This is a genomic window from Streptomyces sp. NPDC007095 (assembly GCF_040634475.1).
Classification (GTDB): Bacteria; Actinomycetota; Actinomycetes; order Streptomycetales; family Streptomycetaceae; genus Streptomyces.
Genome location: NZ_JBEYFS010000004.1, coordinates 37,092 through 55,762 on the forward strand (window position 1 = coordinate 37,092; position 18,671 = coordinate 55,762).

The 18,671-nt window shown below is 67.5% G+C and carries 20 protein-coding genes and 1 riboswitch; of the genes, 8 read left to right on the forward strand and 12 right to left on the reverse strand.

From position 1 onward, the window contains the following. Positions 1-8: 8 nt before the first annotated feature. Positions 9-1,628, forward strand: coding sequence for a recombinase family protein (locus tag ABZ656_RS02575; RefSeq protein ID WP_360263772.1), 1,620 nt, complete (start codon positions 9-11; stop codon positions 1,626-1,628). Between the two features lie 138 nt (positions 1,629-1,766). Here the strand turns inward: ABZ656_RS02575 and ABZ656_RS02580 are convergent, their stop codons facing one another. From ABZ656_RS02580 to ABZ656_RS02595, 4 genes are all read right to left on the reverse strand, one after another. After that, on the reverse strand, positions 1,767-3,125 hold the full coding sequence (locus ABZ656_RS02580) for a replication initiator (RefSeq protein ID WP_360263884.1): 1,359 nt from the start codon (positions 3,123-3,125) through the stop codon (positions 1,767-1,769). Positions 3,126-3,424: 299 nt separating this feature from the next. After that, positions 3,425-3,622, reverse strand: coding sequence for a hypothetical protein (locus tag ABZ656_RS02585; protein WP_143608071.1), 198 nt, complete (start codon positions 3,620-3,622; stop codon positions 3,425-3,427). After that, positions 3,619-4,920 (reverse strand): FtsK/SpoIIIE domain-containing protein, encoded by a 1,302-nt coding sequence (locus tag ABZ656_RS02590; RefSeq protein ID WP_360263776.1) that lies wholly within the window; start codon positions 4,918-4,920, stop codon positions 3,619-3,621. The genes ABZ656_RS02585 and ABZ656_RS02590 overlap by 4 nt, the downstream gene beginning before the upstream one ends. Next, entirely contained in the window at positions 4,920-5,270 is a 351-nt protein-coding gene (locus tag ABZ656_RS02595; protein WP_360263779.1) for a hypothetical protein, read from the reverse strand. The genes ABZ656_RS02590 and ABZ656_RS02595 overlap by 1 nt, the downstream gene beginning before the upstream one ends. A gap of 163 nt (positions 5,271-5,433) precedes the next feature. Here ABZ656_RS02595 and ABZ656_RS02600 point away from each other — a divergent pair, with 163 nt between their 5' ends. Further along, positions 5,434-6,213, forward strand: coding sequence for a GntR family transcriptional regulator (locus ABZ656_RS02600; RefSeq protein WP_360263782.1), 780 nt, complete (start codon positions 5,434-5,436; stop codon positions 6,211-6,213). A 247-nt stretch (positions 6,214-6,460) separates the two neighbouring features. Here ABZ656_RS02600 and ABZ656_RS02605 read toward each other — a convergent pair whose 3' ends face one another. Continuing rightward, entirely contained in the window at positions 6,461-6,760 is a 300-nt protein-coding gene (locus ABZ656_RS02605; protein ID WP_360263785.1) for a hypothetical protein, read from the reverse strand. A 324-nt stretch (positions 6,761-7,084) separates the two neighbouring features. Then, positions 7,085-7,651, reverse strand: a complete 567-nt coding sequence (locus tag ABZ656_RS02610) for an ATP-binding protein (protein WP_360263788.1) — start codon at positions 7,649-7,651, stop codon at positions 7,085-7,087. 219 nt (positions 7,652-7,870) lie between these two features. Between ABZ656_RS02610 and ABZ656_RS02615 the strand changes: the two genes are divergently transcribed. Next, positions 7,871-9,181: a tetratricopeptide repeat protein gene (locus ABZ656_RS02615; protein ID WP_360263792.1), complete on the forward strand. Its 1,311-nt coding sequence runs from the start codon at positions 7,871-7,873 to the stop codon at positions 9,179-9,181. 109 nt (positions 9,182-9,290) lie between these two features. Here the strand turns inward: ABZ656_RS02615 and ABZ656_RS02620 are convergent, their stop codons facing one another. After that, on the reverse strand, positions 9,291-9,815 hold the full coding sequence (locus tag ABZ656_RS02620; protein ID WP_360263795.1) for an ATP-binding protein: 525 nt from the start codon (positions 9,813-9,815) through the stop codon (positions 9,291-9,293). Between the two features lie 399 nt (positions 9,816-10,214). Between ABZ656_RS02620 and ABZ656_RS02625 the strand changes: the two genes are divergently transcribed. Next, positions 10,215-10,391, forward strand: coding sequence for a hypothetical protein (locus tag ABZ656_RS02625; RefSeq protein ID WP_360263798.1), 177 nt, complete (start codon positions 10,215-10,217; stop codon positions 10,389-10,391). A 46-nt stretch (positions 10,392-10,437) separates the two neighbouring features. Here ABZ656_RS02625 and thiC read toward each other — a convergent pair whose 3' ends face one another. After that, a complete protein-coding gene (gene thiC / locus ABZ656_RS02630; protein WP_360263801.1) occupies positions 10,438-12,267 on the reverse strand; it encodes a phosphomethylpyrimidine synthase ThiC in 1,830 nt (609 codons plus the stop codon). Then, positions 12,260-12,437, reverse strand: a riboswitch (TPP riboswitch). (Overlaps the previous gene by 8 nt.) 71 nt (positions 12,438-12,508) lie before the next feature. Here thiC and ABZ656_RS02635 point away from each other — a divergent pair. After that, positions 12,509-14,059: a YibE/F family protein gene (locus ABZ656_RS02635; RefSeq protein WP_360263804.1), complete on the forward strand. Its 1,551-nt coding sequence runs from the start codon at positions 12,509-12,511 to the stop codon at positions 14,057-14,059. 60 nt (positions 14,060-14,119) lie between these two features. Here the strand turns inward: ABZ656_RS02635 and ABZ656_RS02640 are convergent, their stop codons facing one another. The 4 genes from ABZ656_RS02640 to ABZ656_RS02655 form a co-directional block, all read right to left on the reverse strand. Beyond that, a complete protein-coding gene (locus tag ABZ656_RS02640) occupies positions 14,120-14,557 on the reverse strand; it encodes an SsgA family sporulation/cell division regulator (protein WP_067376783.1) in 438 nt (145 codons plus the stop codon). 100 nt (positions 14,558-14,657) lie between these two features. Beyond that, positions 14,658-15,455: a helix-turn-helix domain-containing protein gene (locus ABZ656_RS02645; RefSeq protein WP_360263887.1), complete on the reverse strand. Its 798-nt coding sequence runs from the start codon at positions 15,453-15,455 to the stop codon at positions 14,658-14,660. 342 nt (positions 15,456-15,797) lie between these two features. Further along, positions 15,798-16,010 (reverse strand): DUF5326 family protein, encoded by a 213-nt coding sequence (locus tag ABZ656_RS02650; protein ID WP_101399033.1) that lies wholly within the window; start codon positions 16,008-16,010, stop codon positions 15,798-15,800. A 165-nt stretch (positions 16,011-16,175) separates the two neighbouring features. Next, positions 16,176-16,493 (reverse strand): cupin domain-containing protein, encoded by a 318-nt coding sequence (locus ABZ656_RS02655; protein WP_054236468.1) that lies wholly within the window; start codon positions 16,491-16,493, stop codon positions 16,176-16,178. 99 nt (positions 16,494-16,592) lie between these two features. Here ABZ656_RS02655 and ABZ656_RS02660 point away from each other — a divergent pair, with 99 nt between their 5' ends. The 3 genes from ABZ656_RS02660 to ABZ656_RS02670 are packed head-to-tail and all read left to right on the forward strand — an operon-like array spanning position 16,593 to position 18,616. Further along, positions 16,593-16,973 carry a phage holin family protein gene (locus ABZ656_RS02660; protein WP_054236467.1) on the forward strand — a complete coding sequence of 127 codons (381 nt, stop codon included), beginning with the start codon at positions 16,593-16,595 and terminating at the stop codon, positions 16,971-16,973. A gap of 9 nt (positions 16,974-16,982) precedes the next feature. After that, positions 16,983-17,474, forward strand: a complete 492-nt coding sequence (locus ABZ656_RS02665) for a low molecular weight protein-tyrosine-phosphatase (protein ID WP_101399035.1) — start codon at positions 16,983-16,985, stop codon at positions 17,472-17,474. Further along, positions 17,471-18,616 (forward strand): cystathionine gamma-lyase, encoded by a 1,146-nt coding sequence (locus tag ABZ656_RS02670; RefSeq protein ID WP_360263811.1) that lies wholly within the window; start codon positions 17,471-17,473, stop codon positions 18,614-18,616. The genes ABZ656_RS02665 and ABZ656_RS02670 overlap by 4 nt, the downstream gene beginning before the upstream one ends. Positions 18,617-18,671: the final 55 nt, after the last annotated feature.

Here is an 18,671-nt window from a genome sequence, read left to right on the forward strand (position 1 = left end):
AACCACACATGCGCTACGTTCGTTTCAGCAGCCCGTTCAGCGGACCGAGGGGGACCACCGTGGGCAAGCGCGAAGAGGTTGTCAGCAAGCTGCGAGGCGTACCCAAGGAAGTGCCGTCCGTCGAGGAAGTGCGCGCGATGCTGGCCGCCGACCCCAACCTGAAGTGCGTCGTCTGCTACGCGCGGATCTCCTTCGACGGCCGGGTGAAGGACGCCCACGGCATCGAGGACCAGCACCGCGACATGGCCAACAACGCCGAGAGGTTCGGGTGGCTGGTCGTCTACCGCTACACGGACAACGACAAGAGCGCCAGCAAGGAGACCGTCGTCCGCGACGACTTCGAGCAGTTGCTCAACGATCTAGCGGTCGGGACGACTCCCGAGGGGTACCCGATCCATGGCGTCATGGCCGCCAACGATGACCGTTTGTACCGGCGCCCGAGCGACTGGGAGCGCTACCTGAAGGCGTTCACCGCACAGGAAGACCGCGTCTATCACGACTCGAACGGCGTGCAGGATCTGTACGCGGAAGGGTTCGAGATCAAGGGGCTTGTGGGTGTCGCCATGTCCCTCAGCGAGACGAGGAAGAAGCAGCGGCGAAGCCGAAACAGTCACCGCAGCCGGGCTATTCGCGGGCAAGCCGTCGCAGCGTGGCGTCCCTTCGGGTGGGAGGACGACAAGGTCACCTTGCGCCCGAAGGAGGCGAACGCGATCCGGAAGGCCGTGCACGACGTGATCGCCGGAGCATCGATCTCGGAGATCACACGGCAGTGGAAGGAAGCCGAGTTCATCACGAGTCGCGGCAATCCCTTCCAGTACCAGACGGTCAAGCAGGTCCTCATGAACGCCCGACTGTGCGGATACCGCGAGATCAAGGGTGAGCTTGTCCGCGACGGCGATGATCAGCCAATTGTGGGCGAGTGGGAGTCGATCATCACTCCCAAGCAGTGGTTTGCCGTCACGGCAAAGATCAGGGAGCGCGGGGGTGGGACCGGCATGCCGCGAGGTGGCCTGGTCCACAAGTACCTACTGACAGGCATTCTCCGGTGCGGCCACGTGCTGGAAGACGGCAGCGTCTGCAACAACAAGATGATCGGAATCAAGGCGAACGACTGGCTCAAGTACCAGCACGCCTACATGTGCAAGAAGACCGTGGACGGCGGTTGCAACAAGACGTACAAGCGCGGCGACAAGACGGACGACGCCATCGAGAAGCTGGTGATCAGGAAGCTGAAGAAGGACGCCGCGAGCAAGGCCCAGGATGTCCCCGACTGGGACAAGGCCGAGGCTTTGGAGCGAGCGATCAAGAGCCGCAAGGAACTGGAGCGTCGTTGGCACGACGACGAGGACACGGACATCGACGACGAGATGTTCTTCCGCAACCTCCCGGTGTTGGAACGGCGCATCAAGGAGCTGCGTGCGGACGAGGCCAAGCACGAGGCCTTGAAGGCCGAGGCGGAAGAGGCTCAAGAAGACATCGACAAGTCATGGAAGTCGAAGACACTCACGCAGAAGCGCGATGCGATCAAGAAGGTCATGAGTGCGGTGGTCGCGCTGCCAGGAGGCAAGGGCAACAAGACCTTTGATCCGGAGCTCCTCAAGCCTGTGTGGCGGACTTCCGGCGAATGAGCTGAAGTCCGAGGATCTCCCCCACACTCCGCAACTGATCATCGGAGAGTGGGGGAGATTCGCGTATCTGCCGCTCGATCCAAGCATTCACGGCTGCTTCCTCTCGCTCTGCTGCGGTGCTCTCAACTCTCCGGCCACTCAGACGGCGTCACCGCCTACGGTCTGGGACTCCCGCGCGAGCTCACGACTCCGAGCAAGGTCGTCGGCAATACCCGCAGCAATGAGCGCAGCGCCGGGGGTGTGGCCGGAACCGGCGTAGCGCCAGTGCCGTTCGGTGATCGCGTCGGGTGTGTCGGCGTGGCCCATGTGGTGAGCCCGTTCGGCGCGGAGCGCGGCGTACGTCGTCGAGTACGCCCGGGATTTGGTGAGGATGTGGCCGCGGTAGCCGAGGGTGTGAGCCCAGGCCCGGAGGCGGAGGGGCTCGTACTCGGGGATGTCGCCGAGGTGCCAGCAGGTGCGCATGAGGGTGCGGACGTGTTCGCTCACGGGTGCCGACTCGATGTCGCCCCGGTTGGTGAGTGGGTGGTCGGTGCCGGCGCCTGTCTCGCTCGCGCCCTTCGTGACGTACTTGGCCACGTACGCGGCGACCGCGTCGTCGTCGGGTCCGTCGCCATCGGTGTGCAGTGGTCGGGCGTCGATCTGTGCGCCCCAGCGCAGGGCCAGCTCGCCCACGGCCGGGCTGTAGGACGTGCGGACCAGGACCCGTCGGGCGGAGGCGTGCACGGCGTTGATGAGCAGTTCCGCGGTGCCCCAGGTCGGGGGTTCGTCGTCGGGTCCGTTCGGGCCGTCGAGGCGGACGACGGCGTGTACGTGGACGGCTGCCCGTTTCTGGTACTCGGCGACGCGGGCGAAGGACAGCCGGGCGTGCTGGGCGAATCGGGACTGTACGAGGCCGACCGAGGAGGCCAGGCGCCGCCGGACGTCGATGACGAACCGGTCCCAGAGCTTGGACGCGTGTGCGTGCCACAGCACGTGGCCCGTGTAGTCGTAGCAGTCGGCGCACAGCGGTTGGCCGACCAGGGAATCGGTCGCGTCGTGGACGGCCCCGCAGCCGAGCGGGCGCCCGTGATCGCACTCGGCCCGGTCGCGACGGGGACGGCACCGCTCACCGGCACCGTGCACGGGCCCGAAGGACGGGGCGGTCAGGGTGACGAAGAGCCGGGGCCGGTGGCGGACGTTGGCGGGGACGTTCTTGCCGCCCATGAGGCCCGCGCGGACGAGGTGGAAGGTATCTCCTGCGTGGAGGCGGGAGCAGGGTGCGCAGACGGTCGCGCGTCTGTTGCGGCAGCGGACGAGGAGCCGTTCGCCGGGTTCGGTGCGGGTGTCGTAGTGCTGGATGATCTCGCCGGTTGTGCCGTCCAGGGTGGTGGTCGAGCCGGAGAGGTGGACGGGGTGGGCGCAACCGCCGATTGCGGTGATCTGCTCCAGCCAGCGGATGAACTGGGGATCTTGGGCGATGCGTATCGCGTCGCGGTCTGTTTCGGGGAGCTGACGCAGGCGCGCCGCGCGGTCGAGGGCGGCGCGCCTGTCAGCCGGGGTGAACTCGGGTGTGATGGTGGTGACCTTCCGGAGTGGGATGCCGCAGCGGCACGGGTGATGGTTGGTGGCGCGCAGTCGTCCATGGGGATCACTCCTTGCGTGGTCGGGGGTGCTTGCGCGGTCAGCGGATGGTTCCGGAGCCCCGGCAGACGCGGCAGCGGTGAAGCCGTCCGGTCCAGGTTTTGCGGGCTCCGTCGCCCTTGCAGTGGGGGCACCTCACGCGGGGCATGGGCATGGCGTTGGTCCTTCCTGCCGGTCTAGAAGTGGGAGAAGCCGCTCAGTACCCAGGTCAGAAGGCCGTTGATGGTGAGGCTGACGGGGGTCTGTCCGAGGTACATGCCGAAGAGGGCGATGCAGATCGCTTCCCAGGCGCGGACGTCCCGGGACCGGATGAGGAGGAAGGTGATGATCCCGAAGACCACCACGAGGGACACGGCGGTACCTGTGCTGATCACTTGTCGTCTCCTTCGAGCGCTGCGAGGGCACGGTCTATGGCGGGCAGTTCGGGTGTCATGGCGGAGTGCTTCCGGGCTGTTGCCATGGCCTCTTCAGTGGTTGTCAGGTGGGAGCGGGCACGGCTCCAGCCGCCGTCCGGGCCGGTACACACGGCCACGCCCTGTTCCTCTGCGGTGATCGACTGGGCGACGACGACGGCGTCCTTGTTGAGGTCCCCGAGGGTCATCTCTGCCGTGCCGGGGTCGTTGACCCGGTGGCAGATCCGGCCGCCGAGCTGGGCCCGCAGTGCGGTGACGCCGGGCCCGAGGTCGGAGCCGACGCGCTGTCCGGCGACGACCAGGTGCATGCCGAGCGCGGCACCGAGCTGGGCCAGGCGGAGCAGAAGCGTGGAGCACTGTTCGGCTTCTGCCTTGCTCTCGCGTCTGCCGTCGGACAGGTACAGCTCCGCCAACTCGTCGATGATCACCACGACCGGGACGGGCCGTAGCTTCTCGGGCAGTTCCCAGATGGAGCGGACCCCCGCCGTGCGGCAGGCGCGCATGCGGTTCTGCATGTCGTCGACCAGCGCGGCCAGCACTGCGACCGCTTCACGACGGCAGGTGGTCAGGGTGCTCAGTCGGTCGGCGAAGAGGCCGAGTTCCATGCCGCCCTTGCAGTCGATGCCGATCAGGGCGACGGGTTGCGGGGCGAGTTGGGTGATCAGCCGGGCCAGCAGGGTGGATTTGCCGGACCGGGTGGCACCAGCGATCAGCCAGTGCGGGACGATGCGCAGGTCCATGACCCAGGCGCCGCCGTTCTCCAGTACGCCGATGAGTGACGACAGGAGCGCGGCGGGCGCGGAGGCTAAGCCGGTGCGGGCCAGCGGGTCACTCGCGGTTGCCGTCAGGAGCACGAGGCCGCGTTCCGGCGAGGTTACCCGTACCGCGTGGACCTTCCACGCGTGCACGAGTGCATCCGCTGCCTTCATGTAGGTCGCGGGGGTCTGGCCCGCATGCAGGCGCACGGTCGCCGTCAGTCCCATGCGGTTGGCCCGCGGGAACGACAGCCGCGGAGTCACCGGCCGCAGCGGATCGCCTTTCACGACCAGGTCCCCGAGCAGTCCGCGCGGCGGACGCCGCGATACGGAGAGGTCGTTGAGAAGGGCGACCTTGCGCCAGGTGAACACCACCCGGCACGCGGTGGCCGGGTATCCGGCGAGGTACCAGTGCCAGGCCGGACGGTGCCGGCGCAGCAGGTCACCGAGGACGAGCACCCACGCGAGCACGGCGAGCCCGAAGGCGAGCGTGATCGGACCCATCACGCAGCACCGCCGTTCTTGGACGGTGCGGGGGTGCCGTGTACGGGGGTGATCGCGTCGGCGCGGAAGCTGATTCCGTGCCGGTCGCCCATGGCCCAGGCGAACGCGGTCAGTCCGGTGACCTTGAGGATCTGTCCTTCCTCGATGCCCTTCGGCTCACCGGCGACGGCGATCTCGATGACGGAGATACGCCGTCCGTCCTGCCGCACCGTGACGGCCACGGTGTAGATCGTGTTGCCGTCCCGGTCCTTCTTCACCTCCTGTGTCTCGAAGTTACTGATCTTGGCTTCAGGTGTGATGGCGCACCGCAGTACGCCCAGTCGTGCCGTGTCCACGGGAATGGACTGCATTGCGTGGCCTCCTTGGCCAGTCGGGACGTCTGACATATTCAGACGTCACTTGTCCTTACGAGTGATGACTATGCGGCTCTGTACGGCGAGGAAGCAACTACTTATGCTGACGAGTGATGTCGCGCGTGCGACGTGCCTACGACCTCAACCCGAAGGTGCCGAGATGACGGAGATCCAACGCCCCGGAGCCCTCTACCAGCAGGTCGCCGCCGCGATCCGGGAAGCGATCCTGAAGGGCGAGTTCGCCCCCGGCGCCCCGCTGCCCTCCGAGGCCCAGCTCATCGAGCGCTACAAGGTCTCCCGCCCCACCGTCCGCAACGCCGTAGCCGCCCTGCGAGCCGAAGGCCTGATCGAGGTCCGGCACGGCAAGGGCAGCTTCGTACGCTCCGACGGACAGCCCTCCGTCACCCTCGACCGCCGCGTGAGCCGCACGGCGGAGGGGCGGTTCGTGATGCCCGACGGCGCCGTCTGGGACGAGGCCGAAGAGCCCACCCCGTACCGCTCGCACACCACGACGGCCACCGGCCAGCTCCTCGAACTCAGCGTGGAAGAAGCTCTCTTCGGCTGCGACCGGCTGCTCACCGATCCCGCCAGCGGCACCCGGGCGATGCACCGGACGTTGATCCCGTTCGAGGTGGCCGAGGAAATCCCGTTGCTTGCCGAGGCCCCGGACCAGCGCCCCACGTCGGTCTACTGGCTGCTCACCCAGGCCGGACACAAGCTGTGGTGGTCGGAGACGGTCCGCGCCCGCATGCCCCTCCCCGACGAACGGACCGCCCTCCAGCTCCCGGACGCGACACCGATCCTGCACCTGAGCCGCGTCACGCACGGCACCAGTGGCCGCCCGCTGATTCTCGAAGAGCTCCGCGTCGGGGCGGACCGCGCCGAACTCGCCTACCGGATCACCGCCGACAAAGAGCCCACGCGGCGTGCCCGGGGCTGACCGGCAACTGGCATCGGTCGAAACAGCCTTCACTTCCTCAAGGGCGCGCCTGCGGCGCGCCGGGCCGCCCGGCCGCCCCGGCCGGGCGTGCGGCGTGGCCGCCGGTCCCGTCCGGTCGCCGGGCGCCCCTGACCGCAGCACACCCAAAGAGTCGAGGCGTCGACCGGACAGCGTGGGTCGGGGCCCGCGGGGCTGGGGGTCGACGGCCGACGTGCCCACGCGCGCCACTCACCAGCGAAGAGGCGCCTCATGCTGTACCGCCGTCGCCGCCCGAGGTGACCACCTCCAGGAGCACGGCGAGCCGCTCCACCGCGTCCGGCCAACCCGCAACCCGTACGACCCCGCGCCCGTCCTCGTTCGTCGAGGCCACCGCCCGCACCTGCGACAGCTCGAACCCCGCACCGAGCAGCGCCCGGTTCAGCCGGTCCGCCGCCTCCCGCGCACCGCGCCAGCCCGACATGTAGTCGGCGCCGGACACCCACAGACCGCAGTCCGCACCCGCGACGTCCAGACCGTCGCTCAGCCAGTCCTCGCCCGAGCCAGTCACCTTGCCCACCTCTGCCCTGATCTAGGTAACGGAACGTCAACTCTCTTTGTCCCAGGGCAGATGCGCAGCGCAGCGGCCCCGGTACCATCAGGCACCGGGGACCGCTGAGTCCCTCTCCGGACCACCCCGGTAGCTGCCAGGCGCGGGGGTGGTCCGGTCTCGGTATGAGGTTGTGAAGCGCGGCCCCCTAGGAGCCGGGTGGGGAACCCGGCGGATCAAGCCCAGGAGACCGCGCCCCGTTGGCCGGAGGGATGGCTCCGGCCCCGAGCCGCCGCCCACTCCCGATCGCCGGGGAGCGACGAGGGCGCGACGGCTCGGAGATCGTCAAAGCTGCCTGTCTCCGGTTTCGCCGTCGAGGTCGAACCGACACCACACGGTCTTGCCGCCCGGCTCCTCCGGCGTCCACCAGACCGCCGCTGCCAAGCGCTGAACGATCAGCAGCCCCCGGCCGCTGTCGGGTAACACCGCCTCCGCCAACTCCCCCAGCAGGCCCGGAGAGAACGTGTCTCCCAGCGGAAGCAGAGGAGGTGTCGAGTCCTCATCGGTGACCCCGACAAACAGCCACTTCGGCCACAACTTGAAGGTCACATCGATGCGCCGAGTTCCACCGGGATGAGCCAAGCAGCGGTCCGGCACCGCATGGTTCACCACGTTGCCGACGAGTTCCGAGACGATCAGCCGGGCATCATCCACGGACGCATCCGCACCCGCCCCCTCAAGGAACGTGGCCGTCATGTTGCGCGCAACGCGAAGCGTGTCGGGGAACTCGGCAAAGAGCGTCAGCGTCAAGAAATGCCCGGCCGAAGACGGATCAGGCGCCACGTACCAGTGAGCGAACGCATCCAGCTCGCTCACCACGTGCTCGTGCTGCTCTGCTCTTCTCGCATCCATGCCCACAGCCGCCCGTCTCTGGTCACGTCTGCCGGGGCGTTCCCGGCAGGGTGGACAGAGGGTGCACCCCTTGTACCGGCCGTCGCTCCCCCCTCTTGGGGACCCCCCTCGTGGGTACACTCGCGAGACGGACACAGAAGGAACATCAGGTCAGGTCAGTCACATTGGGGAAGTGAAATGACCGAAGCTGCTCCGACACCGGCCGCGTTGCCGCCGCACGTGCTGGAACGCGCGGACGTGCGTTCAGCGATCGCCAATCACGACTTCGGCGAGGTCTTCAGACTCGCCCGGCTCCACGGCAAGGTCAGCTACGCCAAGATCGCCGAGGCGATCGGCTACAAGCGCGAGCACATCGGCAAGATGGCCCGGCCGGAGACCGACGGCAAGGGCGTTCGCCCTCGGATCACGCAGCACCGCAAGATTCTTGAAGTGGTGGATGGACTGCGCATTCCGGGCCACCTTGCGGGACTGGCTCCACGTCCGTGGGAACTGGAGCAAGGGGCAACCATCTCGGTGCCGGATGACCCCAGCGCCCTGCTTGCCCAGGGTGGTGCGGGACTGTGGGACGTCGCCGAGTTGCTACGGCGTACCGAGATGTCCAGCATCAACAGCGCGGCCCTGGAGTCGATCGAGCAGGGCATCGACCAGTTGGCCCGCGCCTATCCCTACGCCGACGCTGACTATCTCCACCAGCGCACCCGGAACGGCTTGCAGTACGTCACCAAGCAACTCGAAGGCCGCATGACCCTGCGCCAGCATCGGGAGCTTCTCGTTGATACCGGCTGGCTGTTTCTCCTGAATGCCTGCGTTCAGTACGACCGGGGCCAGCGAGAGGCCGCCAACCTCAGCAAAGCCGCAGCGCTCCGGATCGGCGATGAAACCGGACACGGAGAGATCAAGGCATGGGCTTGGGAGATCGAAGCCTGGTTCGCCCTCACCCAAAGCCGCTGGGACGACATGCTCCGCGCCGTCGAAGCCGGACACTCCGCCGACCAGACTCATTCCGTCGGCGTGCAGCTCTACGCGCACAAGGCACGCGCCGCCGCCCGCATGGGAGACGCCCGCCTGGTCCGCGATTCCCTGGACGCCGGCCGCGCACGGCTGGACCGCCTACCCCGCCCGGACCACCCCGAACACCACTTCATCATCGATCCGGACAAGTGGGACTTCTACGAGATGGACGCGTACCGCCTACTGGGAGACGACGAACGCGCCGCCGCCCACGCCCGGTCCGTGATCCGCATCAGCACGGGCCCCGACGGGACCGAGGTCTCTCCCATGCGCGCCGCAGAGGCCCGCCTCACGCTCGGAGTCGCCGCAGCCCGTACCGGGGACATAGAAGAGGCCATAGGCATGGGCACTACAGCCCTTGCAGCCGACCGCAAGTCGCTCCCCTCCCTGCTTTTAGTCGCCGACGAGTTGGACAAGGAACTCCGCTCTCGGTATCCCCGCGAGGCCGCCTCACGCGACTTCCACGAACGGATCATGACCATCAAGCGAGGCACCACTCAGCCTGAGCTCCCGTTCTAGGCTAAGCATTGACCATCTCGCTGCGCAGGCCGGTCTACTGCCCCGTGCGACTTTTCGGGGCAGACGACACCGCGGTGCTGGGCTGAGCTGGGCCCCTGGCGGGTGGACCTCAACCCTTGACGGCCTCTGCGATCTGCAGGGCGGCCTGGGCGGGTGTGAGGTGCGTGGTGTCGATGACCTCGGCCTCGCCATGTAGCCATGTTCGGGCCGCCTCGGCGTAGGGCTCAAGGTATTGGAGACGGAACGGGGAGTTGGGGCCAAGAACAGTGTCGCCCGCGATGCGTCCACGGAGGGTGTCTTGGTCAGCGTGGAGGACGAAGTGCCGTACCGGGATGGCATGTTGGGCGAGGCCCGTGCTGATCTCGCGCCAGTACTCCTCGACCAGGACGGTCATGGGCATCACCAGAGTGCCGCCGGTGTAGTCGAGTACGCATCGGGCGGTCTCGACTACGAGCGGCCGCCATGGCGGCCAGTGCTGGAAGTTGTCCGTCGCGGGCAGCCCCGGCGTGATGTCCATGAGTGTCTCGCCGACTTTCTCGGCGTCGAACACCCGTGAATCCGGGATCAGCTGCTGCACGAGTGCACTGGTCGTCGTCTTGCCTGCGCCGTGGGTGCCGTTGAGCCATACGATCATGGAACCCAACGCTAGCGCCGTGCGGGCCGCAGGAACGGGCACAGCAGAAATCCGGTACGGATTCGGCGTTTCTCAGGGTGGTGCCAACCACCAAGATCAGGTATCACCTATCTCGAAAAGTCGCACCCCGCAGCAGCCGACAGGCACAACATGTAGTGGCAAGTGGAGCTGACAAACCCACAAGTTGTGGTTGATGCAGGTTTTTTGACGACAGACACGGTGCGATCACCCGCAGCGCGAAAAACCCCAGCCCGAATGCACCGAGTTGGGGTCGGCACCCGCCTGAGCTGGGCTCTATATGAGTTTCGAGGCGCCTGTTGACCCTACATGGAGTCGGCTTCTTGATGAAGCCTCACGGCTCTTCAGGCTCGTGTCCAGCTTGAAGGGTGGGTGATCATCATGGCCGCAAAGAAGATCAACCCTGGCACCCCGGCCCCCGACTCCGGGCAGTACCGTCCGGTTGGAGGCGGTAGCGAAGTGACCGCCGTACAGGGCAAGCCCCTGCCGCCGACTCCCAAGGCGGGCCAGGGCTGGAAGCTGGTCGACAAGACCAAGCACAAGCCCAAGGGCAAGTAGGTAGCGAGGGGGGGCAGGCCCGACGGCCTGCCCCCCCTCGTCACGTTCAGTCGGCCAAGGGCAGGTACACCCTGTTCCCGCTCGCCGCGAACTCCTTCGACTTCTGGAGCATCCCCTCGGCAACCTCCTCCGCCGTCGCCCCAGCAGCCGCCGTACCACCGAACTGCTCTGTGATGCTTTGGCTAATCTTCATGCTGCAGAACTTCGGGCCGCACATGGAGCAGAAGTGCGCCGTCTTGGCGGGTTCGGCCGGCAGGGTCTCGTCGTGGAACTCCCGTGCCGTCTCCGGGTCGAGGGCCAGGTTGAACTGGTCCTCCCACCGGAACTCGAAGCGGGCGTCGGACAGCGCGTCGTCCCATTCCTGCGCACCTGGGTGCCCCTTGGCGAGGTCGGCTGCGTGGGCGGCGATCTTGTAGGTGATGACGCCGGTCTTGACGTCGTCACGATTGGGCAGGCCCAAGTGCTCCTTGGGCGTGACATAGCAGAGCATGGCCGTGCCCCACCAGGCGATCATCGCGGCACCGATGCCGGAGGTGATGTGGTCGTACGCCGGCGCGACGTCCGTCGTCAGCGGGCCGAGCGTATAGAACGGAGCTTCATCACAGATCTCCTGCTGAAGGTCGATGTTCTCCTTGATCTTGTGCATCGGGACATGTCCCGGGCCCTCGATCATCGTCTGTACATGAAAACGCTTCGCGATCGTGTTGAGTTCCCCGAGCGTCCTCAACTCCGCGAACTGAGCCGCGTCGTTGGCGTCCGCGATCGACCCGGGCCGCAGCCCGTCGCCGAGCGAGTACGTGACGTCGTACGCCGCGAGGATCTCGCAGAGTTCCTCGAAGTTCTCGTAGAGGAACGATTCCTTGTGGTGCGCGAGGCACCAGGCCGCCATGATCGAGCCGCCGCGCGAGACGATGCCGGTCTTGCGGTTCGCGGTGAGCGGCACGTACGGCAGCCGCACGCCCGCGTGGACCGTCATGTAGTCCACGCCCTGCTCGGCCTGCTCGATGACCGTGTCCTTGTAGATCTCCCAGGTCAGCTCCTCGGCGCGGCCGTCCACCTTCTCCAGAGCCTGGTAGAGCGGCACCGTGCCGATGGGGACGGGGGAGTTGCGCAGAACCCATTCCCGCGTGGTGTGGATATTGCGGCCGGTGGACAGGTCCATGACCGTGTCCGCGCCCCAGCGGGTGGCCCAGGTCATCTTCTCGACCTCCTCCTCGATGGAGGAGGTGACGGCGGAGTTGCCGATGTTGGCGTTGACCTTCACCAGGAACCGCTTGCCGATGATCATCGGTTCGATCTCCGGGTGGTTGACGTTCGCGGGCAGCACCGCGCGACCGGCGGCGATCTCCTCGCGTACGACCTCGGGGTCGACGTTCTCGCGGACCGCCACGAACTCCATCTCGGGCGTGATCTCGCCCCGCCGGGCGTACGCGAGCTGCGTGACCGCCTCTCCGGAACGGCCTCGACGTGGCTGGCGCGGCCGCCCCGGGAAGACCGCGTCGAGGTTGCGCAGGCCCCCGCGCGGAGCGGTGTGCTTGATTCCGTCGTCCTCGGGACGGACGGGACGGCCCGCATACTCCTCGGTGTCACCGCGGGCGATGATCCAGTTCTCGCGCAGCGGCGCGAGGCCCCTGCGTACGTCGGTGTCGACGACCGGATCGGTGTACGGGCCGGAGGTGTCGTACAGCGTGACGGACTGCCCGTTGGTGAGATGCACTTGACGGACCGGCACCCGCAGATCGGGGCGCGAACCCCCGACGTATCCCTTGTGCCAGCCGATGGACTTCCCGGCCTCCCGTGGCTGTTCGCCCTCGGGCGGGGCAGGCGCCTCGCCGATCTGGCTGGAGGCAGGCGTGCGTACGTCCTTGTTGGTCATGAGACCTACTCCCTACGCCGGCATTACCCGGTAACAGGTTCGGCGGTCGACGCAGCGGATTCCGTCTGCAGACGTCCCTTGTGAAACATCACTCGTTCCACGTGAAACATCGCTAAGACGAAGGTCAGCGCCCTCTCAGCCCGGTGCTCCGAGCTCCCGCGTGTGCAAAGGTGACTCCACGCTAGCGTCATATCTGGCGCGGTGAACAGAGGGCCATCACCGTTCTTGCGATGATCGGTCGGTGACCACAACGCAGCAGCCCCCGTTCCCGCCGTCCGAGCCGCCGCGCCGACGCGGTCCCGGAGACGGCTATGGACCTGGTCCCGGAGACGGCCACGGACGCGGGCCGGGCAGTGGCCTCGGTCCGGGGGGCGGGCATGGGCACGGACCGGGTGCGGGACACGGGCACGGCCCCGGGGACGGACACGGACATGGGTCTGGGGACGGGCCTGGGAATGGACATGGGCCTGGGGACGAGCACGGGTCTGGGCACTCGCACAGTCACAGCCATGGGCCCGCCACGCCCGTCTCCAAGCATCTGCGCAAGGTCATCGCGGCCATTCTGATCCCCTTCGCCGCCGCGGTCGTTGTGGGTCTCGCGGTGCTCTGGCCCGGTGGCGCCCCGTCCCACGAGCGCACCGGCGTCGGCTTCGACCGGCAGACCCAGCAGGCCACGGTCACCAAGGTCGACAAGGTCAGCTGCAAGTCCGTGAACGCGTCGGGGGAGACCCCGAGCGGCGACACATCCACCGCCGAGGGCTCCTCCGCGCAGCAACAGGCGACGGGCGACTGCAAAAAGGCGACGATCCGGATCGACACCGGCAAGGACAAGGGCCGTACGTTCACGGAGATCATCCAGCCCGACCAGTCACGGCAGTTGCACGAGGGCGAGAAGGTCGTGGCCGCGTACGAGCCCTCCGCGCCCAGGGACCTGCAGTACTCGGTCACCGATGTGAACCGGAAGTTCCCGATGGCGCTGCTCGCCGGGATCTTCGCGCTGGCCGTCGTGGTGGTGGGCCGGATGCGCGGTGTCATGGCGCTGGTCGCACTGGCCATCAGCTTCGTGATCCTGACCTTCTTCATCCTGCCCGCGATCCTGCAGGGCTCGAATCCGCTGGTCGTGGCCGTGGTCGGGGCGAGCGCCATCATGCTGATCGCGCTCTACATGTGCCACGGCCTCTCGGCCCGTACATCGGTGGCGGTGCTCGGCACCCTGCTCTCCCTGGTGCTGATCGGCATCCTCGGCTCGGAGTTCATCGGCTGGGCGGCGCTGACCGGCAACACGGACGACAACACCGGTCTGATCCATGGCCTGTATCCGTCCATCGACATGAGCGGTCTGCTGCTCGCGGGCGTCATCATCGGTTCGCTCGGTGTGCTCGACGATGTGACGGTGACGCAGACGTCGGCGGTCTGGGAACTGCACGAGGCCAGCCCGACGATGGGCTGGCGCGATCTGTACCGCGCGGGCATCCGGATCGGCCGTGACCACATCGCATCGGTCGTCAACACACTCGTCCTGGCGTACGCGGGTGCAGCGCTGCCCCTGCTGCTGCTCTTCTCGATCGCGCAGAGCAGTGTGGGCACGGTCGCCAACAGCGAACTTGTCGCCGAAGAGATCGTGCGCACCCTGGTCGGCTCGATCGGCCTGGTCGCCTCTGTGCCGGTGACCACGCTGCTGGCCGCCCTGGTGGTCTCCGCGGACCGCCCGGCAGTCGCGGCCGCCGCCACGGGGCCTGTCGATAGCAGGGCGCCGGCACGCGGCGGGAAGGGCCGTCGCCGCAAGCGCTGAAGCCTCCCCACGCCCGCGTCACCGGTGAGGAAGCGCACTCCACTTGGGGGACTGGGGGCCTCAGCCCGCGCTCTGCTCCTCCGCCAGGATGCGGTCCAGCGCCTCGTCGAGGTGTGCGTCGAAGTCCGCGAGGGAACGCTCCTGCCCCAGCGGCACCAGCTTGTCCGTGCGGTCGAGGAAGGCCACGAGCGGCGCCGCCCCGGACCGGAACAGCGCGTGGTCGCCGCCGACCTGGAGCCGGATCAGCACCTCGCCGAACGCCTCCGGGTCGGCGGGCGCGATGTGCACATCCCCGTCACCGCACGGCCGTCCCACGCCGTCGATCAGCAACTCCCGCCCGAACGCCCAGGTCACGGGCGCGTCGCCGGGCAAGTGGAAGGTCAGCCGCACGGCGTAGGGATCACAGGTCTCGTATCGCAGCTCCACCGGAATGCGGAAAGAGAGCTCCTCCGAAACGAGGAAGCTCATCATGACCTCTGCCTGTACCGACTCGCGCATCGCCTACCCCGTCGTTTTGCCGTCGACCGGCCAGGAATCATCCCCCTGACTCTGCTGAAATATTGCTCAACGTACACAAGAGATCACAAGGAGTGAGTTTTCAGATGCTGATAGAGATCGCGAGTGTCCCCAGTAGTCTGCCGATCTCACCTTGCAATTGTCGCGCCGCGGGCAGCAGTCGATCGGCCTGGTGAAGTGGGAGAGAAAAGGCCATTGCGGCGGCAGTTGTGCCGACCGTGATGGGAAGGGCCGCACAGACCGTGCCCAGCGCATACTCCTGGCGCTCGATGACGGGCTCCATGCGCCCCGTCCGCTCCAGCCGCCGCAGCAGACTGACGTTGTCACGCACCGTATAGGGAGTGATCGACTGCACGGGGTAGCGGTCGAGATGATCCCGGCGGGCCTTCTCGTCGAGCTGGGACAGCAGACACTGGCCGATCGCATGGGCGTGTCCGGTCTCCCGGAAGTCCGCCCACTCCTCGACCGCCGGATTCCCTGGGGTGTCGGCGACACACATGACCTCGATCTCGCCGTCACGGTAGACCGCGTAGTACACGGGCGCACCGATCGAATCGCGCCACTGGGCGAGCGTCTCGCTCACCGTGCTGCGACGTTTCTGCTGCGCTCCGCTGCTGCCCAACCGCTCGGCGGCCTCACCGAGGAAGAACAGCCCCTTGTCACGGCACAGATAGCCCTCGTGGACCAGGGTCCGCAGCAGGTGGTAGGCCGTCGGCAGCGCGAGCCCGGCCTCCCGGGCGAGCTGCTTCGCGGGGGCCCCGTGCTCGCGCATGGCAACGGCCTCCAGCAGACGCATCGCTCGCTGCACGGAGCCGATCAGGGTCGTGGGATGCGGCTCCGGCGATACGGCTGCCAGGGGAGGAGTGCGCGCATCCGGCAGGGGGGTGCGCGCCTCGGCGGGCGAGGTGCGGGGTTGGGTGGGCGGGAGACGTGTCCCCGCGGAAGCGCTGGACCGCTGGAGGGGTGGGGCGGGTGGTTGTGCGGGTGCGGTGTCAACCGTGGCCAAGGGGCACTCCCGAAGCGCGAGGGGAACCGCCCGTGCGGGGGAACACGGGAGGGGGTTGTGCGCTGCCCGCGGGGGGATCGGCCCCGCGTCGAATTCCGGACTGTAACCGCCCATCACCGCATGCAGACGGCCTCGCCGGAAAACTTCCCTCGGCCGAGGGAACCTTGAGTTCCCTTTCCCGACCTGCCCGTTACCCCTTGCTCACCCGGTTGTGTCTCACCAGTCGCTGCGCGACGACGAACTCGACATGAACTTCCGTACTACGTAGATCAATCCGCCGACGAGGGCGACGAAGACCAGGATCTTGAAAAGCAGGCCGATCAACACACTGAGCACGCTGACTATCACCGTGCCGAACACGACCAGAGCGATGACCGGCACCGCGATCCACTTCACCCACCACGGCATCCCGCTGAAGATCTCTCGCATCGCCCTTGTCCTTAGCCTCTCTACGCCCGTCGCCCCAGGTCCGGGACTCTGATTCCGGGTTCTTTGATGTCCTGCATTCGATGCTAGGGCCGCGAAGGGGCCGACGGGAGCCTCGCACCCCTTGTCCTCCCCTGACCGTTCCCCTAGGGAACCCTGAGGCCCCCGTCAGCTCTCGGGCGGAGAGAACACCACCAGAACCCGCAGGTCCTCGGTGATGTGGTGGAACTTGTGGGCGACCCCCGCGGGTACGTAGACGACGCTGCCGCGCGCGACCTGGGTGGTCTCCAGGCCGACCGTGATCGAGGCGCGGCCGCTCACGACGAAGTACACCTCGTCCTGCTGGTGCGGCTTCTGCGGGTCGGGATCGCCCGCGTCGAGCGCATACAGGCCGACCGACATGTTCCGTTCGCGCAGGAACTGCAGGTAAGCGCCGTCGTTGGCGGCGCGTTCCGCCTCCAGTTCGTCCAGCCGGAATGCCTTCATCGCCCTCGTCCGCTCCCGTGCTCCGAAAGCTGTGTCCACAGCCTTGCTCGCCAGTCGATCTCTTCTGCCACGTCTATCTCTTCTGCCACGATCAGACACATGAAGAATTTCGTAGTCAAGACGATCGCCAACGCGGGGGCCCTGGCCGTCGCGGTGTGGCTGCTCGACAAGATCACCCTGACAGGGACCAGCACCGGCAAGAAGGTCGGCACGCTGCTGGTGGTCGCCCTGGTCTTCGGTCTGGTGAACTTCCTGGTCAAGCCTGTCGTGAAGGTGCTGACCTTCCCGCTCTTCATTCTGACGCTCGGACTGATCACTCTCGTGGTCAACGCCCTGATGCTGCTGCTCACCTCGTGGCTGGCCGGCAAGCTCGACCTCAGTTTCCATGTGGAGGGCTTCTGGACCGCCGTGGTGGGTGGCCTGATCATCTCGGTCGTGTCCTGGGCGCTCAATGTCGTGCTGCCCGACGGCGAGGACTGAGAGCGTCCGATGTCCTATCGCGTCTGTTTCGTCTGTACCGGCAACATCTGCCGCTCGCCGATGGCCGAGTCCGTCTTCCGTGCCCGCATAGAAGAGGCCGGACTCGACGGCTTGGTAGAGGTCGACAGCGCGGGCACGGGCGGCTGGCACGAGGGCGACGGTGCGGACTCGCGCACCGTCGCCGTCCTGGAGGCGGCGGGCTACGAGAGCGGCCATGCGGCCCGCCAGTTCCACGCCTCGTGGTTCGCCCGCCTCGACCTCGTGATCGCTCTCGACTCCGGCCACCTCAAGTCCCTGCGCCGGTTCGCGCCCACTCCCGAGGACGCGGCTAAGGTCCGGCTGCTGCGCTCGTACGACCCTGCGGCGGGCGACGACCTGGATGTCCCCGATCCGTATTACGGACCCTTGGACGGCTTCGAGGAATGTCTTGAGATGGTGGAGGCGGCGAGCCCCGGACTGCTCGCCGCTGTACAGCAAGAACTGGAGGGACGGGCAGCATGACGTCAGGGGACTTCGTCACGGGAAGCGGCGACGGCACGCGAGCGGTACGGGCGGGGCTGCCCGACCCCGTCAAATACGAGCCGACGCTTCCGGGCCCGGTCTTCGCCGCGCACTTCCATCTGCCGGGCGATCCGACCGGCCCGTACACCTACGGTCGTGACGAGAACCCGACCTGGACGCTCCTGGAGCGCGCCATCGGCGAGTTGGAGGCGCCCGGACAGGACGGTGTCACGACGCTCGCCTTCCCCTCCGGGATGGCCGCCATCTCGGCGGTGCTCTTCTCCCAGCTGAAGGCCGGAGACGTGGTGGTCCTGCCCGTCGACGGCTACCAGGTGTTGCCGCTGGTGCGCGAGCAGCTCACCGCGTACGGCATCGAGGTACGCACCGCCCCGACCGGCGGCGACGCCCAGCTAGAGGTGCTCGACGGCGCGAAGCTGCTGTGGATCGAGACCCCGTCGAACCCGGGGCTCGACGTCTGCGACGTACGGCGGCTCGTCGCGGCGGCCCACGCGCAGGGCACCCTCGTCGCGGTCGACAACACCCTGGCGACCCCGCTCGGGCAGCGCCCGCTGGAGCTGGGCGCCGACTTCTCGGTCGCCAGCGGCACCAAGATGCTCACCGGGCACGGCGACATCCTCCTCGGATACGTCACCACGCTCGACGCCGGCCTGATGGCACCCGTGCGGCGCTGGCGGAAGATCGTCGGAGCGATCCCCGGGCCCATGGAGGCCTGGCTGGCCCATCGCTCCCTCGCCACGCTCCAGCTGCGCGCCGACCGGCAGAACGCCAACGCCCTGGTGATCGCCGAGGCGCTGCGCGGTCGGCCCGAGGTGACCGGGCTGCGATATCCGGGACTGCCCGACGATCCCTCGCACAAGATCGCCTCGCAGCAGATGCGGCGCTTCGGATGCGTGGTGTCCTTCACGCTGCCCACACGCGCGCGTGCCGACCGTTTCCTCGACGCGCTGCGTCTGGTGGACGACGCGACGAGTTTCGGCGGGGTGCGGTCCACCGCCGAGCGGCGCGGCCGGTGGGGCGGCGACGCGGTGCCGGAGGGCTTCATCCGTTTCTCGGCCGGCGCCGAGGACCCCGAGGACCTGGTGGCGGACGTACTGCGTGCGCTCGACGAATCCGCGGAGTGACCCGTCCCTGAACGACCGGTGAGTATGCTGCGGCATACATCCAGGCTGTCGGCTT